The 25762-nt window shown below is 65.1% G+C and carries 24 protein-coding genes; 14 read left to right on the top strand and 10 right to left on the bottom strand.

What is annotated here, in order from left to right; all coding sequences use genetic code 11:
- Nucleotides 1-116: 116 nt before the first annotated feature.
- A complete protein-coding gene (locus NOCA_RS06765; RefSeq protein ID WP_011754519.1) occupies nt 117-2075 on the bottom strand; it encodes a thioredoxin domain-containing protein in 1959 nt (652 codons plus the stop codon).
- Between the two features lie 139 nt (nt 2076-2214).
- Between NOCA_RS06765 and NOCA_RS06760 the strand changes: the two genes are divergently transcribed.
- The gene (locus tag NOCA_RS06760) at nt 2215-3621 is read left to right on the top strand and encodes a tyrosine-type recombinase/integrase (RefSeq protein WP_011754518.1); all 1407 of its coding nucleotides are present in this window, start codon (nt 2215-2217) and stop codon (nt 3619-3621) included.
- A 10-nt stretch (nt 3622-3631) separates the two neighbouring features.
- Here the strand turns inward: NOCA_RS06760 and NOCA_RS06755 are convergent, their stop codons facing one another.
- Nucleotides 3632-4498 carry a nuclease-related domain-containing protein gene (locus NOCA_RS06755; RefSeq protein WP_011754517.1) on the bottom strand — a complete coding sequence of 289 codons (867 nt, stop codon included), beginning with the start codon at nt 4496-4498 and terminating at the stop codon, nt 3632-3634.
- A 175-nt stretch (nt 4499-4673) separates the two neighbouring features.
- The gene (locus NOCA_RS06750; RefSeq protein WP_041546325.1) at nt 4674-4985 is read right to left on the bottom strand and encodes a MarR family transcriptional regulator; all 312 of its coding nucleotides are present in this window, start codon (nt 4983-4985) and stop codon (nt 4674-4676) included.
- A 61-nt stretch (nt 4986-5046) separates the two neighbouring features.
- Between NOCA_RS06750 and NOCA_RS06745 the strand changes: the two genes are divergently transcribed.
- Nucleotides 5047-5793 (top strand): DUF5131 family protein, encoded by a 747-nt coding sequence (locus tag NOCA_RS06745; RefSeq protein WP_011754515.1) that lies wholly within the window; start codon nt 5047-5049, stop codon nt 5791-5793.
- Here NOCA_RS06745 and tcmP read toward each other — a convergent pair.
- Both tcmP and NOCA_RS27450 read right to left on the bottom strand, forming a co-directional pair.
- The gene (gene tcmP / locus NOCA_RS06740; protein ID WP_011754514.1) at nt 5783-7015 is read right to left on the bottom strand and encodes a three-Cys-motif partner protein TcmP; all 1233 of its coding nucleotides are present in this window, start codon (nt 7013-7015) and stop codon (nt 5783-5785) included. The genes NOCA_RS06745 and tcmP overlap by 11 nt on opposite strands.
- Nucleotides 7002-7175, bottom strand: a complete 174-nt coding sequence (locus tag NOCA_RS27450) for a hypothetical protein (protein ID WP_158305637.1) — start codon at nt 7173-7175, stop codon at nt 7002-7004. The genes tcmP and NOCA_RS27450 overlap by 14 nt, the downstream gene beginning before the upstream one ends.
- Between NOCA_RS27450 and NOCA_RS06735 the strand changes: the two genes are divergently transcribed.
- Both NOCA_RS06735 and NOCA_RS27445 read left to right on the top strand, forming a co-directional pair.
- Nucleotides 7174-7449, top strand: coding sequence for a hypothetical protein (locus NOCA_RS06735; protein ID WP_140404184.1), 276 nt, complete (start codon nt 7174-7176; stop codon nt 7447-7449). The two genes, NOCA_RS27450 and NOCA_RS06735, sit on opposite strands and share 2 nt — an antisense overlap.
- A 61-nt stretch (nt 7450-7510) precedes the next feature.
- Nucleotides 7511-7684, top strand: a complete 174-nt coding sequence (locus NOCA_RS27445) for a hypothetical protein (RefSeq protein ID WP_158305636.1) — start codon at nt 7511-7513, stop codon at nt 7682-7684.
- 3 nt (nt 7685-7687) lie between these two features.
- Here the strand turns inward: NOCA_RS27445 and drmC are convergent, their stop codons facing one another.
- Nucleotides 7688-8380, bottom strand: coding sequence for a DISARM system phospholipase D-like protein DrmC (gene drmC, locus NOCA_RS06730; RefSeq protein ID WP_011754513.1), 693 nt, complete (start codon nt 8378-8380; stop codon nt 7688-7690).
- A 227-nt stretch (nt 8381-8607) separates the two neighbouring features.
- Here drmC and NOCA_RS06725 point away from each other — a divergent pair, with 227 nt between their 5' ends.
- A complete protein-coding gene (locus NOCA_RS06725; protein WP_011754512.1) occupies nt 8608-8916 on the top strand; it encodes a hypothetical protein in 309 nt (102 codons plus the stop codon).
- A 429-nt stretch (nt 8917-9345) separates the two neighbouring features.
- Here NOCA_RS06725 and NOCA_RS06720 read toward each other — a convergent pair whose 3' ends face one another.
- The 3 genes from NOCA_RS06720 to NOCA_RS06710 form a co-directional block, all read right to left on the bottom strand.
- Complete coding sequence (locus NOCA_RS06720; RefSeq protein ID WP_011754511.1) at nt 9346-10164, bottom strand: TauD/TfdA family dioxygenase; 819 nt, start codon at nt 10162-10164, stop codon at nt 9346-9348.
- Nucleotides 10161-11225 carry a TauD/TfdA family dioxygenase gene (locus tag NOCA_RS06715; protein ID WP_011754510.1) on the bottom strand — a complete coding sequence of 355 codons (1065 nt, stop codon included), beginning with the start codon at nt 11223-11225 and terminating at the stop codon, nt 10161-10163. Before NOCA_RS06715 ends, NOCA_RS06720 begins: the two co-directional genes overlap by 4 nt.
- Nucleotides 11226-11290: 65 nt before the next feature.
- Nucleotides 11291-12517 (bottom strand): sigma-70 family RNA polymerase sigma factor, encoded by a 1227-nt coding sequence (locus tag NOCA_RS06710; RefSeq protein ID WP_011754509.1) that lies wholly within the window; start codon nt 12515-12517, stop codon nt 11291-11293.
- 169 nt (nt 12518-12686) lie between these two features.
- Here NOCA_RS06710 and NOCA_RS26985 point away from each other — a divergent pair, with 169 nt between their 5' ends.
- Genes NOCA_RS26985 through NOCA_RS06690 form a run of 5 tightly spaced genes read left to right on the top strand, consistent with a single transcriptional unit; the run spans nt 12687 to nt 20487 of the window.
- A complete protein-coding gene (locus NOCA_RS26985) occupies nt 12687-13703 on the top strand; it encodes a hypothetical protein (RefSeq protein WP_140404185.1) in 1017 nt (338 codons plus the stop codon).
- Nucleotides 13700-15049 carry an ATP-grasp domain-containing protein gene (locus NOCA_RS06705; protein WP_011754507.1) on the top strand — a complete coding sequence of 450 codons (1350 nt, stop codon included), beginning with the start codon at nt 13700-13702 and terminating at the stop codon, nt 15047-15049. The genes NOCA_RS26985 and NOCA_RS06705 overlap by 4 nt, the downstream gene beginning before the upstream one ends.
- Nucleotides 15046-17064, top strand: a complete 2019-nt coding sequence (locus tag NOCA_RS06700; RefSeq protein ID WP_011754506.1) for a hypothetical protein — start codon at nt 15046-15048, stop codon at nt 17062-17064. Before NOCA_RS06705 ends, NOCA_RS06700 begins: the two co-directional genes overlap by 4 nt.
- A gap of 14 nt (nt 17065-17078) precedes the next feature.
- Nucleotides 17079-19718, top strand: a complete 2640-nt coding sequence (locus NOCA_RS06695; protein ID WP_140404186.1) for an nSTAND1 domain-containing NTPase — start codon at nt 17079-17081, stop codon at nt 19716-19718.
- Between the two features lies 1 nt (nt 19719).
- Nucleotides 19720-20487, top strand: a complete 768-nt coding sequence (locus NOCA_RS06690; protein ID WP_011754504.1) for a hypothetical protein — start codon at nt 19720-19722, stop codon at nt 20485-20487.
- Between the two features lie 6 nt (nt 20488-20493).
- On the opposite strand, the gene NOCA_RS06685 is transcribed toward NOCA_RS06690, so the two are convergent.
- A complete protein-coding gene (locus NOCA_RS06685; protein ID WP_011754503.1) occupies nt 20494-21174 on the bottom strand; it encodes a nitroreductase family protein in 681 nt (226 codons plus the stop codon).
- An 87-nt stretch (nt 21175-21261) separates the two neighbouring features.
- Between NOCA_RS06685 and NOCA_RS06680 the strand changes: the two genes are divergently transcribed.
- From NOCA_RS06680 to NOCA_RS06660, 4 genes are read left to right on the top strand one after another with little or no spacing between them, the layout of a single operon-like run.
- Complete coding sequence (locus NOCA_RS06680) at nt 21262-22389, top strand: radical SAM protein (RefSeq protein WP_011754502.1); 1128 nt, start codon at nt 21262-21264, stop codon at nt 22387-22389.
- On the top strand, nt 22386-23261 hold the full coding sequence (locus NOCA_RS25525) for an aspartate carbamoyltransferase (RefSeq protein WP_011754501.1): 876 nt from the start codon (nt 22386-22388) through the stop codon (nt 23259-23261). The genes NOCA_RS06680 and NOCA_RS25525 overlap by 4 nt, the downstream gene beginning before the upstream one ends.
- A 28-nt stretch (nt 23262-23289) precedes the next feature.
- A complete protein-coding gene (locus NOCA_RS06670; RefSeq protein ID WP_011754500.1) occupies nt 23290-24258 on the top strand; it encodes a hypothetical protein in 969 nt (322 codons plus the stop codon).
- A gap of 58 nt (nt 24259-24316) precedes the next feature.
- Nucleotides 24317-25747: a hypothetical protein gene (locus tag NOCA_RS06660; protein ID WP_011754499.1), complete on the top strand. Its 1431-nt coding sequence runs from the start codon at nt 24317-24319 to the stop codon at nt 25745-25747.
- The last annotated feature ends 15 nt before the right edge of the window (nt 25748-25762 follow it).

Raw genomic sequence — 25762 nt, 5'->3', positions numbered from 1 at the left:
CGATTGTCACAGTGACACTGTCACGGTACCTGTTCGGCGTCGCCCCGGGAACGGGTCGTGTGCCTGAGCACGCGCCATGGCGCGTGCTCAGGCACACGACCCGAAACCGACGGGGGTCAGCGGGACAGGGCCTCGTCCAGCTCCTCGACGGTGCTGACCGGGCGCTCACACACCAGGTGGCGGCACACGTACGCCGCCGCGCGACCGTCCACCGGCGTGCGCCCGGCCAACAGCGGGATCGCCTCGTCGGCCCGGTCCGCGACCACGACGACGGCCCCGGGCTCCCGCCGGGCCCGTGCCTCGAGCTGGTCGCGCTGCTCGGACCAGTCGCCGACGATCGCGATCTCCACCGGCCCGTCGAGCATCGACTCGGCGGCGGCGAGCGACCAGCCGGCGAAGCGGGGCGCCCGCTCCGCGAGGGTGGCGACCGAGGCCAGCGCCGCCTCGGCCGCGTCGCGGTGGCGGCCCGAGCCGGTGAGCGCGGCGTACGTCGACAGCGCGTGCACCATCGAGGCGAGGCCCGAGGGGCTGGCGTTGTCGGAGGGGTCGCGCGGCCGGGCGACCAGGGCCTCCGCGTCGTCGGCGGTGTCGAAGAAGCCGCCGTCCTCGGCGGCGAAGTGGGTGAGCGCGAGCTCCAGGATGGCGCCCGCGCGCTCCAGCCACACGGCGTCGCCGGTGGCCTGGAGCAGGTCGAGGAAGCCGGCCGCGACGCAGCCGTTGTCCTCCAGCACGCCGGCGGGCGCGCCGACCACGCCGTCGCGGGAGACCCGCCGCAGCCGGCCGTCGACCAGGTGGACCCGCCAGAGGAGCTGGCCCGCGGCGGTCGCCGCGGCGACGTACTCCGGGAGTCCGATCAGGGCGCCGGCCCGGCACAGGCCGCTGATCGCCAGGCCATTCCAGGCAGCCACGACCTTGTCGTCGCGAGCCGGTCGCTCGCGGTGCGACCGCGCCTCGCGCAGCCGGCGCTGGCAGTCGAACCAGCGGTCGAGGTCGTCGGGGTCCTGCCGCAGCTGGAGGGTCGAGGTGCCGTGCTCGAAGGTGCCGGCGTCGGTCACGCCGAGCAGCCGGGCCGCCCACGGACCGTCCTCGGGCCCCAGCACCTCGGTCAGCTGAGCGGGGGTCCAGACGTAGTAGGTGCCCTCGGCGCCCTCGGAGTCGGCGTCGAGCGCCGAGGCGAAGCCGCCCTCCGGCGTGCGGAGCTCGCCGAGCAGGAAGTCGGCGATCCCCTCGGCGGCCCAGACCCCGACCGGGGTGTCCCACTCGGCGTACACCCGCAGCAGCAGGGCGTTGTCGTAGAGCATCTTCTCGAAGTGCGGCACCACCCAGTCCGTGTCGACGCTGTAGCGCGCGAAGCCGCCGCCGAGCTGGTCGTGGATGCCGCCGCGGGCCATCGCCTCCAGGGTCGCGCCGAGCATCTCGCGCTCGCCGTGCCGCCGGAGGAACTCGAGCACCATCGACGGCGGGAACTTCGGCGCGCCGCCGAACCCCGCCGCGTCCGCGTCGTACTCCAGCGCGAGCGTGCGCACCGCGCCGTCGAGGACCGCCCGCGTGATCGGCGCGCCCGCCGTGGCCAGGCTGGTGGACGACAGGTGCTCGCGCAGGTTCGCCGCCACCCGGCGCACCTCGTCGGATCGGTTCTGCCACGCGTCGGCCAGCGCCTCCAGCACCTGGCGGAACGCGGGCTGCCCGTGCCGCGGCCGGTCCGGGAAGTAGGTGCCGGCGAAGAACGGGCTGCCCTCGTGGTCCAGCACCACCGTCATCGGCCAGCCGCCGTGCCCGGTCATCGACGTGGTCGCCTGCATGTAGACCGCATCCACGTCGGGCCGCTCCTCGCGGTCCACCTTGACGCTCACGAAGTGCTCGTTGAGGTACGCCGCGGTCGCCTCGTCCTCGAAGGACTCGTGCGCCATCACGTGGCACCAGTGGCACGCGGCGTAGCCGACGCTGAGCAGGACCGGGACGCCGCGCCGACGGGCCTCCTCGAACGCCTCCGGCCCCCACTCCCACCAATCCACCGGATTCTGAGCGTGTTGGAGCAGGTATGGGCTCGTCGCGGTTGCCAGACGATTCACCATCAGCGTTGCTCCAGATCCAGTGATGCTTGTATCAATGTGGGGCCGATGATACAAACTATTGATACGAATTGCTTCCGGTCGCTTCCCCGCTGGACGTCATGCGAAGCGCACCTTTCCCAGCGTAGGAGGTGGGGCCGCGATGGCGACGCGCAAGAAGTCCCAGCTGCTCGCCCAGGGCAAGGTCCGCCGCCTGGACGGTACCGGCTGGCCGTGGCGCGTCCGGCTCTATGCCCCGCCCGCGGGCGGGACGTCGTACCAGGTCAAGTTCAAAGTCCCGGCGGGCGAGGGTGAACCGTGGAAGCAGGTGCTTCGGCGCGCCAACTCGGAGGCAGAGGCGCGCAAGATCTTCGCCCAGGCCGAGGCCGCGCTGGACACCGAGCAAGCCGCGCCTGCCAGCGCCGCTGTTCGTGCGACCCGCACGATCGAAGCGCTTGGTGCCGAGTACATCGAAGACAGCAAGCAGCGGGGCAAGGCGCCCCGAACGATCCAGGGTCGAGAGTCCCGCGTGAATGCTCACATCGTTCCTACGATCGGCAACGTGCCGGTCGCGAAGTGGCGAGTCGAGCACAGCCGCAAGGTCCTGGAGCACGCATCCAAGACGATCCACTCAGCTCGAGGACGTGAAGACCTGCGTGGAGCTTTGGCTGCGATGCGCAAACTGGCCTGGCGCCTCGGCTGGCTGGATCGCAGCATCGATCCGCTGGACGGACTTGAGATCGGCCGCTCGACCGTCCTGCACGGCGCGACGACGCACTACGTCGACCCGCGGCTGCGACCCGAGACCCGGCAGGTGAAGGCCATGGCCAACGCGGCAGACGCACTCTGCGGGCCCGACGGAACCGACCCGTTGCTCACGCGCCTGCCGCTGTTCGGCACCAAGATCCGCGTCGCCGCATACGGCGGTCTGCGCCTCGGCGAGCAGAACGGTCTCCGCGCGATCGACGTCTTCTTCGAGCGCGGCTACGTGCAGGTCAACGGCAGCTGGATCACGCCGCGCCACTCCGACGGCTTCCGCGGCCCGGTGAAGAACCATGTCATCCACGAGGTCCCCCTCCCCCGCTCACTCATGCACGACGAGCTCTTGCCGCGGGTCAGAGAACTCCTTGGGCTACCTACCGACGCCTCCCTCCAGCGGGTCGTCAACGCTCAGGAGGAGGAGCGCCAGCGCCGAGCCAAGCTCGCACGGCGTGGTGTCGACAAGAACATCGCGTGGTGGAACTACCCCTTGCCGGCGGCCGAGGAGCAGTGGCTCTTCGTCGACACCGTGACCGGTCTCCCGGTGAAGCCCGAGCTCCACAACGAGCGCTGGCATCGTGTCCGCCGCTGGGTCGACGAAAACGACCCGGACAACGCCTGGCCGCGCACGATCGTCTACCGCAACCTGCGGCACCATGCCGCGACCAAGTGGTTCCACGAGGAGTTGGGCGAGCCATGGGAGGTCGTCGCCCAGTACCTTGGCGACAAACTCACAACTGTGCTTAATCACTACGTCCGGGCCGGGGAAGACGCGCTGCGCGACTCAGTCGGCAAGTTGGCGAAGCTCTAGCCCCCGGCGCTCAGGCTGACTTGAACCGTGAGGCCACTGCCTCACGCACAGCAGCGACGTCGAGCTCGCCCGGCGGGGCCTCGGCCAATAGTTTGCCGAGACGCTTCGGCCAGAGTACGTACACGCCACGGGTCGAGAAGGCACCACCAATCAGCGGCCAGTCGGCGTCAACGAAGCAGAGCGCAGCGTTGACTGGCATGTCCCCCACTAGGTCACGCACAAGGTCGACCTGCTTGATGACCCCGTCAACGAGCTTCGTGCAGTCCCGTCGGCCGACAAGGACCTTCTCGACCCGGGGGCGCAGGATGCCGCCTTCGATCTTCAGTTCGGGTCGCCCCTGGTAGCGCTTGGCATCCACGACCCAGATGCCGCTGCGCACGATGACGATGTGGTCGATGTCGGCCTTCGAGTTGGGGATGCGCCGATCGTGCAGCACGGCGACGTCGCGGGAAGCCAGAGAGTCGAGCCGAGCACCGAGAAGCTCCTCGCCGACCGCTCCTCGCTCCCAAGCCTTCGTACTCTGTCGCTCGTCAGAAAGCGCAGCCGCGATCCCGCCGAAGCGACCCCACTTCTTGCGGAGCCGTTCCTCGTCTTTGGCTCTGCGGCGCTCAAACTCGCGGCGCGCAGAAGACCCAGCAACACCCGACTCAGGCGTTGCTTCCGCCTCCGCTGTCACCCCGGCCTCGTGTTCGCCCGACTCAGGCGGGGCGGATGGGCACGCAACGCATCGCACCGACTTGGTCGTGCGTTCATAGATCGCCTCGGCGCGGGCGGGCAGGTCAGTCCCGCAGACTCGACACGTGCCGGCGTAGCGCAGCTTCATCTGCTTGTCCGAGACCTCCGCGCCGCCCTCGTGGGGTGCCGTGCTCCCGGTCATGCGTCCTCAACCCACCACAGGTAACGGCGGCGGAACTCATCCTTGGTCGCGCCGCCGTGAGCGAAAGCAGCGTCGATAACCTCGTCGATGGTGGTCCGCTCGAGCACGAGGCAACCGTATGGGAGCCGACCGACAGATCGTGGTGAAACCGTTCAGTCGCGCGGCCCGGGGGCGCTCATCGGTCCGCCGGAACTACCGACACCTGGTCGAGCATCTGCCGAGCCCAGTCCCACGCTGGGCTCGGGTTCCGCAGCAGGTACCTTCGGCGATTGTCGCCCTTGGGCAGCTCCGACAACAGTCCGGTGGCGACCAGACTTTTCAGCGCAACTTGGACGTTGCTCGTCGATAGTTCCAGTGACCGTGCGAGGTCCGTCAGGGTTACAAGGCCGTCCTCGGCCTCCGCAACGGCCAGCATGATCTCCAGACGATAGGTCTGTCCGAAGGCAGCGCGCGACATGGCACGCAGTCCCTCGGTGTCGACCGTCATGGGTGCTATCTTACAAGAAACGTGTTACGCGATTCACGTAACGTGACGGAGGGTGCAGTCGATGCGAATCAAGTCCGGGATCGAGTGGACAGAGGTCACCTGGAACCCGACCACTGGTTGCGACCGGATCAGCGAAGGCTGCGACAACTGCTACGCGCTCGCAATGGCCAAGCGGCTCAAGGCGATGGGCTCCGAGCGCTATCAAGCGGACGGCGACCCTCGCACTTCCGGGCCAGGATTCGCACTCACCCTCCACCCCGACGCACTCGCACAGCCGTTCCGCTGGGGCGGCAGTCGATTGGTCTTCGTCAACTCGATGAGCGACCTGTTCCACGCGAAGGTCCCGATCTCGTTCGTCCGCGACGTCTTCGATGTCATCGCACGCACGCCGCAGCACACGTATCAGTTGCTGACCAAGCGGTCAGCGCGCCTACCCAAGGTCGCCGACAAGCTCGATTGGCCGCCGAACCTCTGGTTGGGCGTCAGCGTTGAGAACTCCGACCACGTCTACCGCGTAGACCACCTCCGGCAGGTGCCCGCGGCAGTGCGGTTCCTCTCGTGCGAACCGCTCATCGGCCCACTGCCCGACTTGGATCTGAATGGCATCGGCTGGGTGATCACGGGCGGCGAGTCCGGTCCGAGAGCACGTCCACTCGACCCCGACTGGGTACGAGAGATCCGAGACAACTGTGTGGCGTCAGGCGTGCCGTTCTTTCACAAGCAATGGGGCGGCAGGACACCAAAGGAACACGGTCGTCACCTCGATGGCACCTTGTGGGACGAGATGCCCAAGCTCGTCACCGCGTGACGATGACTTGCTTCCACAGGTCCTTCTTCTTGTCCCGAGGATGAACTGAGCCCGCATCAGCGAGCTGATCCCAGGCCTTCCGAATCGTCGACTCCCCAGCGAGCGAGAGGGTGTTCCCCAGGATCGGTACCACGTTGCGCCCGACGGCTACCTGGGTCAACTGATCGACTAGCGCTTGGATGTTCGTGGCAACGGCACTGATGCTGGCACGTTCCAGCTGACGTTCGGCGTCCGCTGATCTGCTCGCGCTGTCATCGCGGATGACGTCGCCCATGATCGGTAGCATCTCCTGCTCGTCGTCTTTCTCGAAGAAGTCGTCGAGGTCCTGGCGGCGATACGCGTCCCGCCACTTTCGTGATGCCCGCGCGGCCGCATCCGCGAACTTGTATCCGGCTGCATCGTGTCGGTAGAAGAGCGTCAAGAGGAAGAGCGGCGCCCGGTTCGCCCTGCGCCGGATCGGGACAGAGATCGAGAGTGTCCCTGTCTCCTTCGCTATCGCAGCTCGGTAGTCGTCGACCACTGCGGCCGCGGCAAGAGCGGCAGAGGATGTCTCGTCGCGCGCATCCAGGAACCGTGCGCGCCACCACTCGCCGCCAAAGAAGAGGTCAGCCTTCTCCACGCCTTGGCTGGAGAGCCCCGGCTTGATCTCCGGCGTGCCGCCTGCGCCACGCTGGAGATACCCGCCGTGGCGGGAGACAGCCTCGACGTTGATATTGAGCAGCACCTCCGACGGTGGCTTGCTCCGCCCTAGCAGGGTGCCGGTCATCATGCCTCGTGCCATCGAGACTCCGAACGGATCGAGCAGGGTGAGCACCGGGCTGGTGCCGACTTCCTCCCACGCCTTGGGCAGTTGCTCTTGTACCTCGCCGCCAAGAACGAGGGCGTGGCAGCCGCGATCCTGGAACGGCTTGACGTTCGATCGGAGCTGCTTCAGGTAGTTCGGCTTCTGCTCGATGAAGGCGCAGCGGATGTTGCGAGGCGACTTCCACTGCGCTGCCTTCTCCGCGATCTCCAGTGCGACGATCGGCGATCCAGTGACTGGCTCGCCGTCGTCGTCCGCGTCGTACGTGCCGGGGCCGGCGTAGCCATCCACCAACCACACGGGACCGGAAAACGAGCCGCCAACCATCGCGCAGAAGACGTTCAAGTACTCGGCCAGGACGGCGTGCTTGAGCACAGCAGCAGGCTTCTTCTTCTGGAAGAAGGAATCATTCGCCGCCATGCTTGTCTCCGAAGGGCACGCCCGAACTGTCACGCCGTGTGACCAGGCTTCTATGGTGCCAACGCAGCCGGACATCCGCGGTGTTTGCCGCCGTGTCGGGTCCGCCGTCGATGAACGCGAGCGAGCCCCAGGAAAGCTCGGCGCCCATACTGGCGTCCATGCCGCGGACGCAGGAACAACTCGATCAGGGCGCACTCCACGTTGCCTTCGCGATCGACATGGCGTGCAGCCTTGTACCACTGACTGACGATTCGTCTTTGCCGACGAGGGCCGGCATCGCCTGCCTTGAGTCCTACCACTCCCACATGCGGACCTTGGTGGAATTCCTGCTTCACGATCGCCAGAAGCGGGACATTCACCGTCACGATTACTTGCCCCGCTGGAATCCCGCTGTCGGGCGGGAAGGCGCGAAACTTGAGGAGCTTTGGTTTTGAGGCGAGCCAAAATGTGTCCCACTTGAGCTGGAAGCGAGTGCCTGACGCCAGTGGCGTAGTGGTGCTGACCAACGTGGCACCGGCGAACCTCGCGCTGCTCGCGGCGTTGATGCTCGAGATCGCCGAGTCCTTCACCCTTGAGCTAGAAGCGAGGGACCACCCTAATCGGGTGCAGTTTCGCGCCGCCGTCGACCTCGGACGCCAACGGCTGACGGGCAAGTCATCCCGAGACTAAGGCTCAAACAAGCTCGTAGAGGGAGCCATGCTTGCTCGTCATGGTGGACTCGACTGACTCAGCGAGGGCTGCGTCGCGGACGAGCAGGCCGAACTCGACGTTGCGGCTCTCCGCGCTGAAGGAGAAGTTGGCGCTGGTGAGCAGCAGGACTTCGTGGTCGATGACGATGAACTTGGCATGGCTAACCACGCGCTTGCCCGATGGGAGTTCCGCAGATCGGTAGATTGTCGCTCGCGGGAGCTGGGCCTGGACTCTGGTGGCGTCGGCCTTATCGCCGTCGACGTAGACGGTCACCACGACGCCGGGCTGTTCGGCTGCATCCTTGAGTACGGTCCACATCTGCGAGGTCTTCTCGAAGTTGTAGGTGGCACACGTGACTGAGATCCGTGCGGCCTGGACGAGTCGGTGGAACTCCCCGGTGAGGTGTCCGACCTTGGCTTCGTTGCCGGGCATGGTCCACACCGGAGTTAGGTCACGGTGGACGGACTTGGCTCCCGCGATCGCCCGCAGCACGCAGTCGCGCGACTGCGTGCCATTCCCCGGGACGCCATCGTCGAACCGCGCGTTCTTTCCGGCTTCCAACTTCTCTTTGACCGAGTCGACAACCGCATCGCCGATGTCATCGAAGACGGCGTCGAACGTGGCGCCTACTTCAAGCGCGTCACACTCCCCCGCCTTGTCGACGGTGGCGGGCAACTCGTCCGGCCGGTTCGCGAACGCTTCGTACCCGTCGCCAATTCCGCGGAGGTTGCAGTCATTAGCACTGTCCGCGAGCGCCTTAGGCCTCGGGAACCTCTGCCGTCAGCCACGCCGGGACCGACACGAGTCGAGCTCCACTCCGCCCTCATCCACCGCCCAGAGACCCGGTCCGGCGGCCTCGGCGTGTAGGGCCAACAACCGTCAACCCGAGAGGAGCCGTCGCCGTGAACCAGGTTGATTCGGGTCCCGATCCTCTTTCTGAGCAGGTCGACCCACGACACGTGTTCTTGGAGGCCCGCGACGTCATGCGCCGCTACGGCTGGGGCAAGACGAAGGGCTACCAGAACCTCAAGGACCGTGACCTTGTGCCGCCTCCGGTCATGGTTCACCCAGACCGGTGGCGCCTCGATCAACTGTTGGCGTGGGAAGACCGCCGGATTGCGTCAGCCGAGCAGGCGCTGTCGCAGCCCCGGTTTCCCTCGATCACGGACTTGCTGCCGCCGCCGAAGCGAACCGCACGTAAGACCGCGTGACCCAGGCATTGCGAGAGGTCACGCGCCGCACGGAGCCGAACCTTGAAGCAACTCGGCGAACGCTCGTCGCCCCTGGGCCGAGGCTCGCCATCGGTGTCGTCCTCCCGCCGGCGATACCTGAGCACCGCGGGCCGCCATTCCGCGGCGTACGTGCGGTCGCCTCCGAGTCCCACTGATCTGTGGGCCCGGCAGGTCGAGGCGCCTCTGTCGCCGCACCTCCACGAGTCATCAAGGCATCGAGCGGCGCCTGACTTAGGGCACCTGCGATCGTTGCCATGACCGAGGGGCCAACTGGATCTGGCGAGGACCGTGCCGGGCCTCTTCCCATGTCTTACGCGGCGCGTGTTACGCCGGGCCCTTTCCGCACGCACGAGATCGCTGACCGACCGCGGGGTCCGCGACTGCTCGTGGCTTCGGGAGGCCGAGCCGTCACGCGACCGTAGCGCTCCAGAGCTCTCTCGGATTGAGGTGAACGGATCCGTCGGCATGCGCTTCGCGACCAACAACTGACTCGCGCCCGTGCCCCCACCGGTCGTTATCGAGGAGGACGAGGTCTCCCGACTGCAACTGAACACGAAGGGCAGTGTGTGCTGCGGCGTCGGCCAACCTCGCTACAGCCTGCGCCGCAGGTTCCTCGGGACAATGTCCGGTGAGGAAGAGCATGAGGTCGCTCTTCATACGCACGCCGAGGTCATCCTCCGACTTCGACGACGCCAGCGGGTAAACGAGCGGCCGGCGCACGCCGTCGGGGAATAGCACCGGCGCGCGAAGGGTCTCCATCGTCGCTGCGTACTCGGTTCCGAGCGTGTGCCGCATGCGTTCCAGTGCATCCCGCCAGGACGCGAGAATCGACTCTCCGTTCATCCCGAATGGCCGGCCCTGCCAGCCGCCATCGACCATCAGCATGCTGAAGAAGCGCGGCCGCGGGTCACGCATGGACTGCGACGAATGCGCATGCAGTGGGCCTTCAACTGCGTGCGTCTCGCCACGGAACGCCGCAGCGGGGTCGTACTTGATCCGCCAGATGGCGCGGTCCTCTGGGTGGGTCCCGGCATCGTCTCCGTAGTAGCCGAGAGGCTGTCCGAATGCGCGCAAGAACTGCACGAACTGCGCTGCAGAAGCGGGGAATCCTGTCAGCCGAACGAGGCCTACGGTGGCCAGTATCCCGCGGGCGGCGTCGACGACCGCCCCGCGAGCATTGCCGTTCCACGCCAGAACAGGAATCTCTTGGGTGTCCGAGGTGATCATGCCAGCACCTCAGCGCGTCCGTACGGGACCTCCGCGAATGCAGCTCCGCACGCTTCCCACGGTCTCATGAGATCCAGGTCGGAGAACCGCACGATGCCATCTGCAGGCGGCGTATCGACCGCCGCCACCATCATCCGACGGAGCCAGCGGTCAGTGCCGTCGTACCGGGCAGGGAAAGACGTGCGCGAGTGGACCGCACGACGGTTGTCCACAAGCAACATGGCGCCATCACCGAGAGCGCCAAAGGCAACCTCGCGCTCCGCAACGCGCTCGGCGCTCACCAACGCCCTCTGGGCAGTTCCCGAGGTCGGCGTAGTCAAGGCAGGCTCGAAGCGAATCCTGTCGCGCCCCACGACAGGCACGCACGGCCGCGGATCCGCCTCGGCAATGGGCCGCCCGAGGTACGTATAGCTGCCGTGCAACCGTGCAAGATCCAGCGCGAAACTCGGAGCGCTTAGAACGTTCATGTCAGCGCGGCTCAGCGACAACTCGACGCTTGCCATATCCGAGACTCCCGTGAGAGCGGCGCCCCCCGGATCGGGACGAAGGCAGTGGAGGACAAGGAAATCCGGCGGGGTCGGGTGGAAGAACATCTCCGAGTGAAAGCCGAGACCCACGAGGTGGCTCTGGCTCGACACGGCCGCTGCGTTAGCGCGCGTCGGATAGATGTCGTGGAACACCGCGCCCGACCGCTGGTCGGCGTACGAGATCGGGCATCCAAGCTCCGAGGCGAACGCGACCATCAGCAGTTCGCTGTGGTGCCCTGAGGTCGTCTTCACCCACCGCCCGTCCGTCGGCGTGGGCGGCAGACTGGGGACCGCAGGAAGGTTCGCGATGTACAACTCGGGCCGCGGCGAGATTCCGAGGCGCAGCGCTTGTACCCTCTCGCGGGTACTGTCGTTCAGCTGTGCCCAGACATCGGTGGCGTAGCGCCTGAACGCCGCGGGCTCCGTGTACGGGTCCGGGGCCGAGGCGCCCCCCGCGTCGGCGAGGACGTCATGCTCGGAAGTGGTGAGGACCAAGGTCTCCCACTGGTTACGGGCAGACGTTGTGAGGCTCACGGAAGTCTCCTGTCGGGTTGGACGCTGTCTCCTGCTTAACCGTTCCCGTGTCTGGCTCTGGGTTCTCAACGGCCTGCAACAGTGAGGGCAGCGGTCACGAGTAGGTGGGTGGCTCGCTTAGCGATCTCGTCGGAAAACTCCACGCTGTAGGCGCCAGCGCCGGAGGCGATCACCTCCGCCACAGTTCGGCGGCTCTTGCCGCTAGTGGGACGGTCGTCGAGCTCGTCGCGTGCGATGAGCTCCCGGATTGCCGCGACCGCGACGTCCGCCGACTGGTGCGAGACGTAGTGGGTACCTGACACGGAGACGCTGGCGGCGCGGCAGCGGCGCCCGCAGCCGGCCTCGTTGAGAATCTCGCGCTTGACGTTCCAGGCGAGGAGTTCGACGCGCTCCTGGTCGTCGTGCGCCGGCTGGAAGATCTCGATGATCTCATCGCCAGGCGTCAACGGACCCTTCGCCGCGTCGAGCGCGCGGTTGGTGGCGAGATTGCGGATCGTCGTCGCGAAGTACGAGAACGTGAAGTCATCGCGCTGGACGCCGTATTTGCACATGCGCTCCAGAGCGTCCTGGACGAGGTCCTCCGCATCCTCGCGCCTGTGGCACAGCGGCAGGGCGACTCGCAGGCCACGGACGGCCAGCTCAGCCGGATCGATCTTCTCGAAGAACGTGGCTGGAGGCCTCGCCCTCTTCTCGGGGTTGACCTGCGAATCCGTGAGCGGGAGCCCGGACTCGTCGCCCAGTAGTCGGGTGGTCTCCGAGTACGCCAGGACCGGCCAAGCATTCAGCCCGGCGGCATGCGCAGTGAGACGCCCACGGGCGTGGGTCGCGCTGGTGTCGCGGACAGTCGAGTGCGAGCTACCACGCCGTTCAGCGGGCAGCACTGCCAACGTGGCGGCTTCGATCGCCTTGCCCTCGCTGTACGCCTCGAGCGCGAACGGGAGGAGGCCCTCGATCGCCCGTCGAGCGACCTCGTATAGGGCGGACTGAGCGACGGGGTCGACGCCATCGCTCTTGGCGACGGTCAGCGCCTCGCGGACATGAGCCGGGGCAAGGCCGAGCGACTCGACGTAGAGGTGCCTGGCCCTGGCGGTGCCATCGGCCGGGCAGTCTCCGAGTCCGCGGGTGGCGCCTAGGCAGAGGCTGCCTACGAACGGCTTCATGGACTTGGACAACATTGACGCCTCGGCTGTGACCTCCGGCATGCTGACGGCCGCCTCGATGGCCGTCTTGATGATGTCCGCAATCCTCTGGGGCCTCTCCGGCCCGTTCCCGCGGGTGTTGTTGTGCTCCATTCCAGCTCCTCGAAATCACCGCGAGCGAGGTGTTTCGCTCGGTACTTCGAGGCTCTGAAGGCGGCCGGGGTCAGCAGGAGTAGGTCAGCGAGGTAAGCAGGGTCAGCAACCTGGGTTAGAGGGGTCAGCAAGAGCGCCGCCAGGCGTCTGGGCCTGCCATGCTTCGTCCATGGCCTTCCAACCCGGTCCTGCCGTCTCAGCCCTGCTCACCCTTCGTGAGGTGATCTCGTGGGCGATGGGCGCTTTCCCATCGGACGACTTGATCGCTCAGGTCACAGACCGCACCCCAAAGGTGACTAATGGGACAGACAAGGTCCCGCAGTCGAAGGTGACATGGAGAGGCGACAAGCGGGGGGAACGGACCTTGGACTGGGGTGATTGCCCTGGTCCCTACCACGCCTTCGAGTTCTTGCGCTTCGGGCTGATGGATACGAAGTCACCGAGGGAGGTGGACGCGAGGCGGAAGTCGGATCCGGCGTCGGCCAAGCTCTACCGGCGGGGGCCGAAGGCAAAGGATTTCTTCGATCGCGAGTCGATGTACAACCTCGGTGCGCTCTGCAAGGGCATCGGGACCGGACCTGAGGTGCAAGCCTGGATCACGGACTTCTACGACGCATACGAACTTAGCGAGTCCCGCGGGGTAGTTGTCGTCGTCAACCGCAAGCGCACGCTGCCATTCGGAAAGGAAAGGGTGCACGCGGCAATCGCCGAAACCCGCGGAGCATGGGGTGCGCCGCCGAAACATGCTGACGCTTCGGTCGCTCATGGAGGCGAGGAGGAGTTCAAGAGCTCCGGTCCTCTCTGTGGCCCGAGCGGCGAGATCGAACTGGAGCAGGAAGGACGTCACTTCCGCCTGGCTGGGATTGTTCGGCCTACCGGCGCCCGGCAACCGTGGGGACTCCAGTTCGAGCTTCATGACGGCGAGCAGGCGATCGCGGTTAAGAAGTCAGGCGATGCCGACGGAGCCCTAGTGGTCGTAACCAGCCCGGCGGGCACCCGCCTGCTCCGAGCCGGACGGGATGGAGCGCTCGCAGATTGGGCTGTTCTAACCTCCGCTCAGGCTGCCAGGGCCAGGTTTCTTGGGGGGAATAATCTCGGGCGAGTGCGTGTGATGCTCCTGGACCGAAGGAGCATTTCGCCGTCGTTCGCCGGACAGGAATTCGTTCGGGCCGAGGCATCCGCATGACGGAACGGGCGGCGGTCCTCAAGAAGGTGACCGAGGAGCTCGGGGACCGCACACTCGTGTGGTCAGGGATCCGTGGGGACGACATCGAGCCACTACGCGACGTACCGCAACTTGGGTACTCGTTCTCGATCGCCGGGGCGTACAACGGTCGCTCTGACGTTCGTGGTCTGGCCTACGAACAGCTCACTCGAGTACGTGTCGATCCGGAGGTTTGGGACATCGACTTCCACCACCATGAAAGAGCTACGGAGGAGTTCCGGCGGGGACTTCTCCGATCCATGAGCGAGCCAAGCGCACTCCTTCCGTACCGTCCGTCAAGCTTCCTCTCGGCGATCCACTTCGCTCGCCAGGAACGCTGCGTGAACCTCGGCCTGTTTGGCGCGCACCAATCCGCCTTCGAGCACAAGCCCTTCGTCGAGTCAGAAGTCGCCCAACTGGGAATCCCGCACATCCCGTGGACCTATATCGCCGACGAGGAACAGCCCCTCGCGCGCAACCTCGTTTCCGCCGGTCCTCTTGTCCTGCGCCGCAGTCGCACGTCGGGTGGTGAAGGCATCGTGCGCGTCGACTCAGCCGCTGAGATTGGACCACACTGGCCGAAGGGCACCGAGGAGTTCGTGAGCGTGGCGCCCTTCATAGCCGACACAATTCCCGTGAATGTCGGTGCCACTGTTTGGCGGGACTCTCGAGGCGACGATTGCGTGACGGTGCACCACCCGTCGGTCCAGCTCATCGGCATCAAGTCATGTGTGACCCGCGAGTTCGGCTATTGCGGCAATGACTTCGGTGCGGCGCGCGACCTCGACCGGTCCACTATCGATCGGATCGAGCAGTCCACCAAGCGCGTCGGGCGCTGGTTGCGCGGGAACGGTTACATCGGCACGTTTGGCGTCGACTACCTGATCAAGGATGGAGTGCCCCTGTTCACCGAGATCAACGCGAGATTTCAAGGCTCTACATACTCGTCGTGTCGACTCTCGATCGAGCAGGGGGAAGCCTGTCTGATGCTTGAGCACGTCGCCGCCTGGTTGGGCCTACCCATGCCGGAATCACCGAGCTTGTACGAGCGCACACGAGCAGTGCGGGATCTCGCGAACCTAGCGGTGCACTGGACCGGCCGAGAGGCCGCAACGGTCAACGCAACCGCTCTCTTCAGTGTGGTGATGGATGACTTCGATCCCAAAGCGACCAGCGACAGCGTTGTGGCAACGGACGTCGCCAACGAGCCAGGCTCCCTGGTCGGCCGTTTCAACGTTGGAAGGCGGGTGACCGATACCGGCTACGATCTTGCCCCTGAACTAGACCGACTGATTGACCGCTGGCGGCGCTCGGAGGAGGCATCTTGACGAACGAGTCGAGGACACGCCTCTACGAAAAGGCGGATGGATCGTCCAAGTTCTACGCGACCGCGAACAACAACTGGACCGCACTGCTGAAGGACAGGACCAACCTGACCAGAGATGGCGAAGCACATCTCTGCACGTTGCTCGGTCGTCTCGCTGAACCCATGCGCAAGCAGCTGAGAGTCAAGCCGCTTCCCGAGCCAACCGGCCTTCCCTGGCTCACTCCCGTGTTGGGGAGCGGGTGTCTTGGCGGCCTGTCCCCTGAGCAGAGCCAGCGCCTGAAGCGCCGACCACGCGAGGTGATTCAAGCACTCGAAGACTCAGTCCTGGCCGATGGCTCGTCCTCGAGGAATCTTGTGGCAAGCCTGGTCACCTCGCTCATCACAAGCAGAATTCCCGACGTGGTTCTCGACGACTTCGCCCCATGGGATAGCGCCGGCCACGGAGCGTCGTCCCCAGTGGCTGAAACCATCCAGGCCGTGGCGCTGCTGCAACGCGCGCAACGTGAGGCGCTCGCGCTGTCCGGCCTCGCCGTGGGCCCAACAACGACCTTCCAGGTGACCAATCCAGACGCGGCAGCCGAGATTCAAGTCAACCTGATGGAGCCCGCTCTCGTCCATCTCGGAGTTGCGCTAGGCGGTGCCGACACGTCAGGGAGCACCGTCTTGGCCGCAAGTCGGACGCTGCTGGAACACTTCAAGACGACACTCGAAGCTACCTCGACGGACGACCGGATGCGCCTCTCAGGTAGAGACCTTGACGTGCTCGTCGAGATCGCATGGCTCCTCTTGATCGAGCCCGTTGGGGTGTATCCGGGATGGCGTGACCTTGTGGCGTCGGCGGCCGTACAGATGAGCGACGGCGACGACATCACCAGTGCGCTCGACGCGTTGGACGTACGTCAGCCACGGTTGAGGGTTAACTCACTCGAGTCCCTTAGCACCATCGGGAGCAGACTCGCTGGTCTCGGCGAAGCAACACTTAGTTCGTTCGAAGAGAAAGGCGGTGACCGCCACGCATTCTTCGATGCGATCGCTGAGATCCTCAAAATTGAGGCGGAGCGTGACACGCCCCAAGACCTCCTCGCCACCGCCTTTGTGACCTCCTTCGACATGGAGCTGGAGATGGCGTTGGTACGCCGTCGAGTCGACTTCACGGTGTTGATGCCCTACTACTACGTCCACGAGGCGTCGGACGGCACCGCTGCGACTCAGCGAGCAACGCCCCTCTGGCTCGCGACGCACGTGAAGTGGTCGGAAGTCGGATTCGCTCGCGTCGACGCGGGCGACGATTCTTCTCTTCCCAGCCCGGTACAAGCAACGTTCACTCCGCGTTGGCGTCTTGTGAAGGGAAGCATCTCAAAGTCGGATGACCCACTCGTGGTGGTCCGGCTAGTCGGATCCCCCCTGATGCCCGCGCCCAGTCTCGAAGACGCGGCGTTCGACGTCGATGGCGAGCCATTCGATCTCCCGACAACACTTCGCGAGTTCCTCGAGTCGGAGTATGGACAAATAGGTCCGGAGGGGCCTCTGCGTGAAGGTGTCGACTTGATTCCGTCGCTCGTGCTGGACGAGTACACGGGGTTGCACCACATTCTCGCGTCGGCAAGCGGTTCCTTTCCGCTGGACCTGACTCGCGACCCAAGTGGTGTCAACGGCTTTCGTTACTGGACGTCCGTGGGGGTTCAGTTCGACGACGCACTTGTTCGGTTAATGGCTGCTTCATACCTCGATAGTTCCAGCGATGGCGTCGACCTCGTCCGCACCGGTACCAGCCCCTCGAACCGCGGAGTCATCGTGAACCGGAACCTCAGTCCTGCCGAAGCAGACGTCATGACGTGGCAGGGATTCGACGCTGTGCGTGCGCAGTACAGCGCTCTCACGTCAGATCTGGTCCACTACGCGGTTCACCTGAAGGGAGCGAACGCCGCCGCGTCCTTCAAGATCGGCAAGTGCAAGGACGTGCGCTGGCCTGGTTCGCTGCCCGCGCCGTCGGACAGCATGGCGGAGACAGCATGACTGGACGACCAAGTATGGCCTCCAGTTTGAGCAAGTGGCGACAAGCATTCGAGAAACTCGATCAGACGCCCTGGCCGGGCACGAATCGAATCGACGATCCGACCCAGTTGCGTGGCCGCAAGCGCGACGTTTCCGATATCGCTGTGGCCTGCCTAGCAAATGACCTCCTTGTCATCCACGGAGCGTCCGGGGTCGGAAAGTCCTCGCTCCTCACAGCTGGGCTCATTCCTGAGTTGAGGCGACGACGGAAGACCGTCGTGTACTGCAATCGCTGGGATGCTCCTGATGACAGCGTGGCTCCGTCTGCGCACATCACTGAAGGTGTGCTGGAGGCGGACCCGTTCTCACTCCCGAACGGCGAGTTTGAATCTAGATTCGGTGATCGACTGGTGATCGTACTGGACCAGTTCGAAGAAGTGATTCGAAACAATCCCGAGTTCGCGCAACGCGTGCTTCGCTGGATCGAAGACGTAGTCGGCACGACCTCGGCCAGATTCGTCGTTTCGCTTCGGTCTGAGCAGGAGCACGAGCTCGCCGGGCTGTATACCAAGCCGTTCGCGCGTCGCGGACGCGTCGAGATCCCGGCAATTACGAACCCAAGGATCATCGAACTCATCATCGGGGGCCCCCGTGACTCGTCCACGGAGCAGAGCACCGAAGGACGCCGACTTCCGATCGCGGACGACGCGATCGATGCTCTTCGAGAGGCCTGGCAAGCATCACAGGCGGATGAGAACTCAACGAAGTGGGATCGGCCCGGTCTCCTGCACCTCCAAGCCGCTCTCTATGTCCTCTGGATGCGTAGATCTGCAAAGTCCGGCGGCGACGATGGCCTTGGGCACATCGCGCTCACCGATGTCACGGGCCTCATCCGCGAAGTAGCCAAGAGGCATGGTCTCGGCCGCGCGTCTGCACAGGCGGCACTGCTCGCATATGCGCTTGAGCTGAGCGTGTCGTGGAAGGTCGAGAACTGCGAGTCGGCGTGCATGAGCACGCGGACCTGGCAGGGGGTTCCGGCTGCAATCGTCAATCAGACCAAATGGATCTTCCGCGACATCACCGAGCATCTGTCGAGCGGCGGTTACAAGACTCCGCGAGACATGTGGGAACTCTCGAGAGAGGTCATCGGGCACCTTCACCGGCCTGCGCATGCTGCCGTTCAGCCGGTCGCTCAGAAGCTCTACAACGGACTCGATCCCGAATGGCTTAGTGCACGCGAGGTCGTGCAGACGGAGGCATCGTCGGGCGAAGGAAATCAGTACGGCCTGCAGCCAGACTGGCTTGGCGCTGAACGCCCATCCTTCAGCGCCGACATGCGCGACGGCGGACCGTCGCCGCGCCAACTTGGTTCTGGGCCCGCGGCCGGCCTCACAAACACCGATGTGATGTTCGAACTCTTCCGGTGCTATTTCTTCGCGCTCGAATGGCTGAAGCACGCGAAGATCGCACAGTTAGAAAGCAAGCGCGACAGCAAGATCGTAATTCTGACGCACGATCGCTACTCGGCCGGACTTGCCCGCTGGCACGGAAGCCAGGTCGGCAGCTTCAAGGAAGCCGTGGAACGTCTTGCCTCCCACCGCGGCGAGGATCTGGCATGGCACGATGTGGGCGGAAAGGTGCGTTCTGCAGCCGCGACCCGACTAGTTGTGAACGCCAACTGGCGCTCGTGCGCCATCCACGACACAGACTTCTCGGGCGTGACTTTCGTGAACTGCGACTTTGCAGGTTCAACATTCGAGAGTTGCGTCTTCGACGGAGCGACATTCGTCAACTGCATCCTCGACCAGGTCGATTTCGTGCGATGCGCCATCAAGGGGCGCCCGACCTGGCCCGAGAAAGCAGTGCTCGACCGGCTTGCCGACGAGGCTGTCGCGAAGGCGCCCGAGTTCAGACTGGCTGCCCCGAGCGAGCTGACTGACGCGCTTCGCGCGCTGCAGGCTCCTAGTTCGACGCGCATAACCTCAACGACTCACTTCCACCTGTATGCAAGGGAGTCTGGCACCCCCGCAGTCACTGCGTCGGGAAGGGCGCCAGCGCCAAAACCCACCAGGGAGCCGACGCTTCCGCTCAAGCCCGGCGGTCTCACTGTCTGCGGCGGCCGGCTAAGTTCGCTCACGTTTCGCACATGCGACTTCCTTGGACCCAACGCGACGGTCAGCCTCCACCACATCGCGGGGACTTCTTTGGAGATTTGCGAACAGCGCGTTGGCACGTTCGACATCTTCGCAGCGGGTATCCGAGGCCTAACGGTCACCCGCCCCGTGGAGGACCTCGATGAAGCCGCACCTAGTGGCGCCTCCTCCAACCGCGGCGGACCACGACAGTTCACGCTCAATGTTCATCGTGCCCGGGTAATCAATGCCTGGTTCGGTGTAAACCTCAAGGGCAAGGCCTCATTCGATGACTGCCTCATTCTCCAACTCGTCAACGCAAGCGAGTCCTTTACGCCAACGCTCTTGCGATCAAGATACTTCGGCTTGGTCAACGCTGAGACTCCCAAGGATTTGCTGGTGGAACCCAAGGGCTCAATCGAGATCGCGGATGCGGGTATCGAGACTCTGGGTGGTTTGGCGCCTGAGCTGGTGGGCCTGAGCAGAAACATCGACTTCCGGGAGTCAGTGCCCGACCTCGCCGTGGACTCGAAGGAGGAGTGACGTGGACGCCGAGCCGCTCTACGAGGAGGTCGCTGGGCTCGACCTGCAATCGCACACTCCAGAGGGCGGGCGCTCGCTCCTAGCGCTCGCAGATGCCGAGTGGCACTCGATGAGGGCACGCGAAGCGAACCCTTACGACGCCGAGAGTTGCCGGCTAGCGATGCTCGCCGCAGCAAAGCAGGCCGACTTCGACTCACTCCGGATCTGGCGTTCACGCGCCCTCGTGCGGTTCGCAGCGATCGGATGGACCGAGGGCGTCGGCGCCATCGTGATGAGCGAGGCCTTCAGCGAGCTGGCTCGGGTGAATCACGATTACGCAGCGGGCCGGACCCTCGACCTCATCGAGCCGTCGCCGACCGCGATCGCCATCCTGGATGAGATCGAGCGCTTCACCCAGGGGCCGGGGAGCGGTCATCAGCTCTCACCTCGATCCCCGAGCCAGGCGAGTCTGAAGCGTCTCTTTCATGAGAAGCGGGGATTCCTACTTTTGCTCAGAGATCAGTTCGAGGAGGCTCGGGCCTCCTACCAGCGAGCTCTGGCCGTCGCGGCCAACGAGCGCGGGAAGGTCAAAGTCAACCTGGCACTCGTGCTGGTCGACTACCTTGAAGCGCTCGCCACGAGGGCACCTACTTGTGACGGAACCGGCACGAGTCGCCTGGGGACCATCGCTCAACAGGCCGGCAGCGACGACGTCGCGGAAGTCGCGTTCAGGAACGCCGACATCATGGACGCTGGCGGGCGGGCGCTCCACCCGTACGAGATTCTTTGACACGGCTCAGTGCCAGACGACCGGCTCATCGACCTGTGTCGCCGCTGGGCTCATCCGGGCGGGTAATGGTGCCGCAGTCGAGTAGCCCAACCCAAGTACGCCCACGATATCGCCCTCGACGTGGAGGCGGCTGGAAATCTCAGCCTCAGCGATCAACACGTCACCGCTGAAGAACGCGGAGAGCCCGAGGGAGATCGCTGCGATCCACATGTTCTCGATCGCCGTCCCGATCCCAATACATTCGAAGGCATAGCTGGTGAGCGACTCACGAACCGCGTCGGGGTGAGCAGTGCGCAGTGTCTTCCGTCCGCCACTGAATACGCCACGATTCTCGATGAAGATCGCGGCCGGCACCTCGCGAAGCATGGCAGCCGACTCAACGACGCTCGATGGCCAGTGCGGATGCGGCAACCCCGTACGCGGGTCGTGCGGGACGTACGCCTCGACGTCAGGGGCAGCCTCGGCAGCCTCGGCGATCTCGTCGAGCAATTTGGGATATTGGACCACATGGAATCGCCACGGCTTGGCGTTCTTCGATGAGGGAGCGGCGAGCCCGCACGCCGTGACCACTTCCAGCACAGTTCTCGGCACTTCGCGGGAACGGTCATACTCGAACCGGATGGTTCGCCGCCCAAGGATCGTCTCGACGACCGGATTCGTATAGTCCCCTGAGTCGCGCTCGGCCATGCTGCTCCCTTCGATCAGACTCGTGCGTACGATCGAGTCGCCCCCACCCTGCCAGACTCATGTGTACCGCAGATCAGGAGGAACGGCGTGACCACATTCACCAGTGCCCAAGAGCTCAAGTTCGAGCTGCTGGCGAACGGGGTCACGCTCAGCGACGAAGCGCGATCGGCTCTCCGCGCCCTCACGAACGACGGTAAGCTCACCCCCGCCGACTATGCGTCGACGTCTGGCCTAATCCTTCGTCTCGATAGGAGGGAATGGGTCAACGCACCGGTCGAGGACCACAATCCCAACTTCGTTTCCTCGAGCATCTACGTTCTCGACTTGAACGATGACGGTTTCTTCGTGCATGGAAACGGCAAGGAGGCGCAGGCCGAGTTCTGGCCACTTCCGAGCTATCACGGTGGCACGGCACCGAACGGTATCCCGATCGGCAGCTACGTCGTCAGCCACGGCGATCGCGCACGTCTCTCACCCACCATCGGCTGCGCCTTCGAGTGCACGTTCTGCGACGTGCCGTATGAAATCGCCTACGGCGGGCCCAAGTCGTTGGACATCATGCTCCACTCACTTCGACTGGCGGTGGAGGATCCACTCCAGCCCGCCCGCCACCTGCTGATCTCGGGCGGGACCCCTGGCCCGTCGCACGTCGCCGCGCTCCGCGAGACCTACGAGCAGGTGCTCAAGGAGTTCGGTCACCTGGGCGTCGACATCATGATGGTTCCGGTCGACGGACTGTTCGAGTTGCCTCGGCTCGACGCGCTCGGTGTCAATGAGCTCTCCATCAACCTTGAACTCTGGGGCGAGAAACTCGCCAGCACGGTCATGCGTCACAAGTTCCGTCAGGGCAGGCAGCACTACCTCGACTTCCTCGAACTGGCCGCTGCTGAGCTGGGTGGAAGCCGGGTGCGCTCCATGCTAATGGTCGGGATCGAGCCGCTGGCTGACACGCTTGCGGGCGTGACCGCCATCGCGCAGCGCGGGTGTGTTCCGGTCCTTAGTCCATTCCGGCCCGACCCGATGACACCGATGGCCGCGCATCGGCCACCGACCGCGGCTGAACTGCGTGAAGCGTTCCTTCGTGCAAGTGAAATCGCGGCCAAATACGAGGCATACCTCGGTCCAACCTGCGATCCCTGCACCCACAACACGCTTACGTTCGCACTAGGTGGCAAGCACGCTCACACGCCGAATCTGCTGACGGGAGCGGCGTGAAGCAGCACCTGCTCTCGATCGACGACCTCGCGATCGACGCCGTGGACGCTCTGTTCGTCCGCGCGCAGGAGCTCTCTGGAGGGCCGGGCTTTCGAGCGCCCGTTCGCCACGCGGCATTGTTGTTCTTCGAGACGTCCTTGCGGACTCGGACCGGCTTTGTCTCCGCGGCGCACCGACTCGGGTGGCCGACGCCGATCGAGGTTCTTGAGCGGCGGGCAAGTGCATCCTCCATGCCCGAGAGCTTGCGCGACACTGTTGGAGTCGTGTCGGCGTACTTCGACACTCTCATCGTTCGGCACGATGGCGCCATTGCTGATGTCGTGCCGCTGGTTCGCCAGGGAACGGTCGTCATCAACGCAGGCGATCGTGGGCCGAGCTCTGAGCACCCCACCCAAGCTCTCATCGACGTCTTCGCGATGAGCCAACTCGTCGGTGAGATTCAGGACCTCAGCATCGTTGTCGCTGGCGATCTCCGAATGCGTGCGGCACGCAGTCTGCTGAATCTGCTGGCTCGCAGACCGCCAAGGGGCCTCGTGCTGGTCACAGATCCGGCGCTCACTGAGGGTCTCGAGCTCCCTGTCGCGCTCCGAGAGGCCCCAATGGTTGACAGCTACGACGATCTCGAGCGCATTGACGCGCTCCATGCCATCGGGATCCCAAACGGCAGCGTCGAGGAGAACGTGCGCAGTAGGCTGCGCGTCGATGCACGAGTACTCGCCCGCCTGAGCGCTCGAGGCAAGGTGTTCTCGCCCATGCCGGTCATCGACGAAGTCGATCGCGACATTCGGGGCGACCCGCGCCTTGCTTTCCTGGAGCAAAGCGCCCTTGCGCTTCCGGTACGGATGGCCGTTCTGGAGTCATTCACCTTGTAGGCCCGGCTCTGGGAACAGTTACTCTTTTGTGCCGATCAACATTTTCGACGACCAGTCCGGGAGCGGCAATCCTCCGCAGCTCTCCCCTGCTGCCACGACGGCTCGTCGCTCGTCGACGTCGCCGCCTCCTCCGCAAAGGGGATCCGGCTCGGCTGTCCCAATCGCGCTCCTCGGGGCGCTGGCGCTCATCGCCGGCGGCTACGGGGTCTACCGATACCAGCACGACGCTCCGCCGCCGGTGGCTGGGGCCTCGTACATCGTCAAAGCCGAGACTGACCGCCCGAAAGGCGAGTGCATCGACTCTTCTGGATCGGGCGGGGACCACGGCGCCCTGGCCAAGGTGGCGCTGAAGACGACCGCACAGATCGTCTCAGCGTGGGCGCCGCCTGGGAGCGTCCCAGACAACGTCGCGGTGCCGGCTCACCAGGGTCTGACTCTGGTGGCTCGTGTGGTCGAGGCGGACTCCTTCGGCACGGCGAACGCGGCAGTGCACACGGCATCGGTGACCATCCCTGCCGTCGCTGGGCTCAACGCGGCCGCGCCGCTGGCCGAGGAGCCGAACTACATCGACCGCAGTCAGACGTACAGCGCACAGCACAGCACTGTTCAACGGCAACTCGCCGCAGCGAGGTCGGCTGTAGAGAGCGGCACTTCGGCCATCGACAGGTTGGTTGGGCAGACGTCCAGTGGCTCCGACGTCACCGGCTGCGTGCTCGCGCTCGCGGGCATCCTCGGACCGAACTCCGACATCCTCGTGGCCTCCGACTTGGAGGACACGCGCTTCACAGCGCCCGGTGCCGCCCACCTCGCCGGCTCGATGAAGGGGGTTCGCCTCTGGATCGTGCAGGCATGTCCGTCCGGCGTTCCGAAGGCATGTCAGAAGCAGCTCGAGACCTTCCTGGGCCGGTTCACCCCTCTCGGCATGTCCTCGAACCAGGTGAAGAGCGTCCGCCCCGAGGCGGCCTCCGAAGCCGTGCACGACTGGCTCGGCCGCTGAACCGTCGGGGAACGGTTCGAAAGCCAGCAGTTGCTCCTCACTATCCAAGGGAACCCCAATGCCGATCCTGCTCATCCTCGCCGCATGCCTTACCGTGCTGGGCACCGGCCTTGTCGTACCGGAACTCCTGAAAGCAGTCGAGAAGCGCCGTCGAGACGCAGAACTCGCTGCACGCCAGCAGGCCAAGGAGGCTCGCCGCCTCCAGCGCCAGAGTGCGAAGGTCGACCGCCGCGCGCGCCGTGCGGCTGCGGCCGAGCGTCAACTCGAGCTGGACGAGATCCGCTCTGACCCGCACCGCTACCTCTACCGGATGATGCTCGCCGCTCTGCCGCGGATCATCCGCCGCCGCGGCGACCAAGCGGCCGCCTCGGTAGCAATCCACCGCGCGACAGGGAGGCACCAGGCCGCGTCTAAGGCACTCGCCGACTTCGACGAGGCCAACCGCTGGGTCACGAGCGAAACCGGCAAGAAGGTCGTCCTCTGGGGCCAACGCCTCGCCCTGCCCGTGTTCGGGTTCGCGATCCTGCTCGACGGCTGGGGAACGACAGCCGCATTCGAAGGTCCGCTCGGGTACGTCCTGGCACCCGCCTTTGTCCTCCTCATGGCCCTAGCGTCTATCGTCGTCTGCTGGGGACTCGCGCTGTTCGATCAGCAGGCTAAGGCGTTTAGCTCCTCCGCACGCGGCCTCGCGGCGACCGGCGGTGCCCTGCTCTTCATCGGGAGCGCGGCGATGATGATGAACTGGGCGCCCGCCGGCCCTGCCAAGGTGTACGACCCGCAGATTCGCGACGCACAGATAGCTGTGGCCGACCTCCAGCGGAAGCCGAACAGCGCTGATCTGCAGGCTCAGATCGACGCCCTGAATGACCCGAAGACTGGGCAGATCGCGACACTTCAGGCACGCGAGAGGAACTACCAGCACGCCGCGCAATGGGCCGTCCTGGTCCTAGCTCTCGGCGATGCCATCGCAGCCGAAGCGCTCATGCTTGCACCACTCATCCGACGCCGCGAGCAGCTGCGGTACGACGTCGACCTCGCACAGCACGGCATCCAGGACGCGGAGGATAACGCGGCCGAGGTTGAGAACGCCATCCGGACTGACGTCACGATCGTCGCCGACGCAATGACACGGGAAATGACGGCAGGTGGGCACGGGCTACCCGAGATTCAGCAGATGGTCGCCGACACGCTCGTGCGGCAGCGCGACCTGACCCTCTTCCGCGAGCTGCTGACCGGAGAAGAGGTCGCCAACGTGGCCGACAACGCGATGGACGACCACGACACAACACCCCGGGTCGTGCCAGGCGAGGTCGTGGACGATCGCACGCCCCCTGCTCCGACGCCCCCGGCCGAGCAGCAGGCCATGTACGCCGCCGACAACACGCCGGGAACTGGCTACCTCCCGGCTGTGGTCGACGAAGAGGTTCGGATGCCCGACCGCCACGCCGCCCGTTCGGTCAACCTCGATGACCTCGATCAGTCCCTCTGAGAACCGAAACCAGCT

It is taken from the genome of Nocardioides sp. JS614 (genome assembly GCF_000015265.1).
In the GTDB taxonomy this organism is placed as follows: domain Bacteria; phylum Actinomycetota; class Actinomycetes; order Propionibacteriales; family Nocardioidaceae; genus Nocardioides.
The sequence above is the reverse complement of the archived record's forward strand: the minus strand, read 5'-3'. Positions and strand labels throughout refer to the sequence as shown.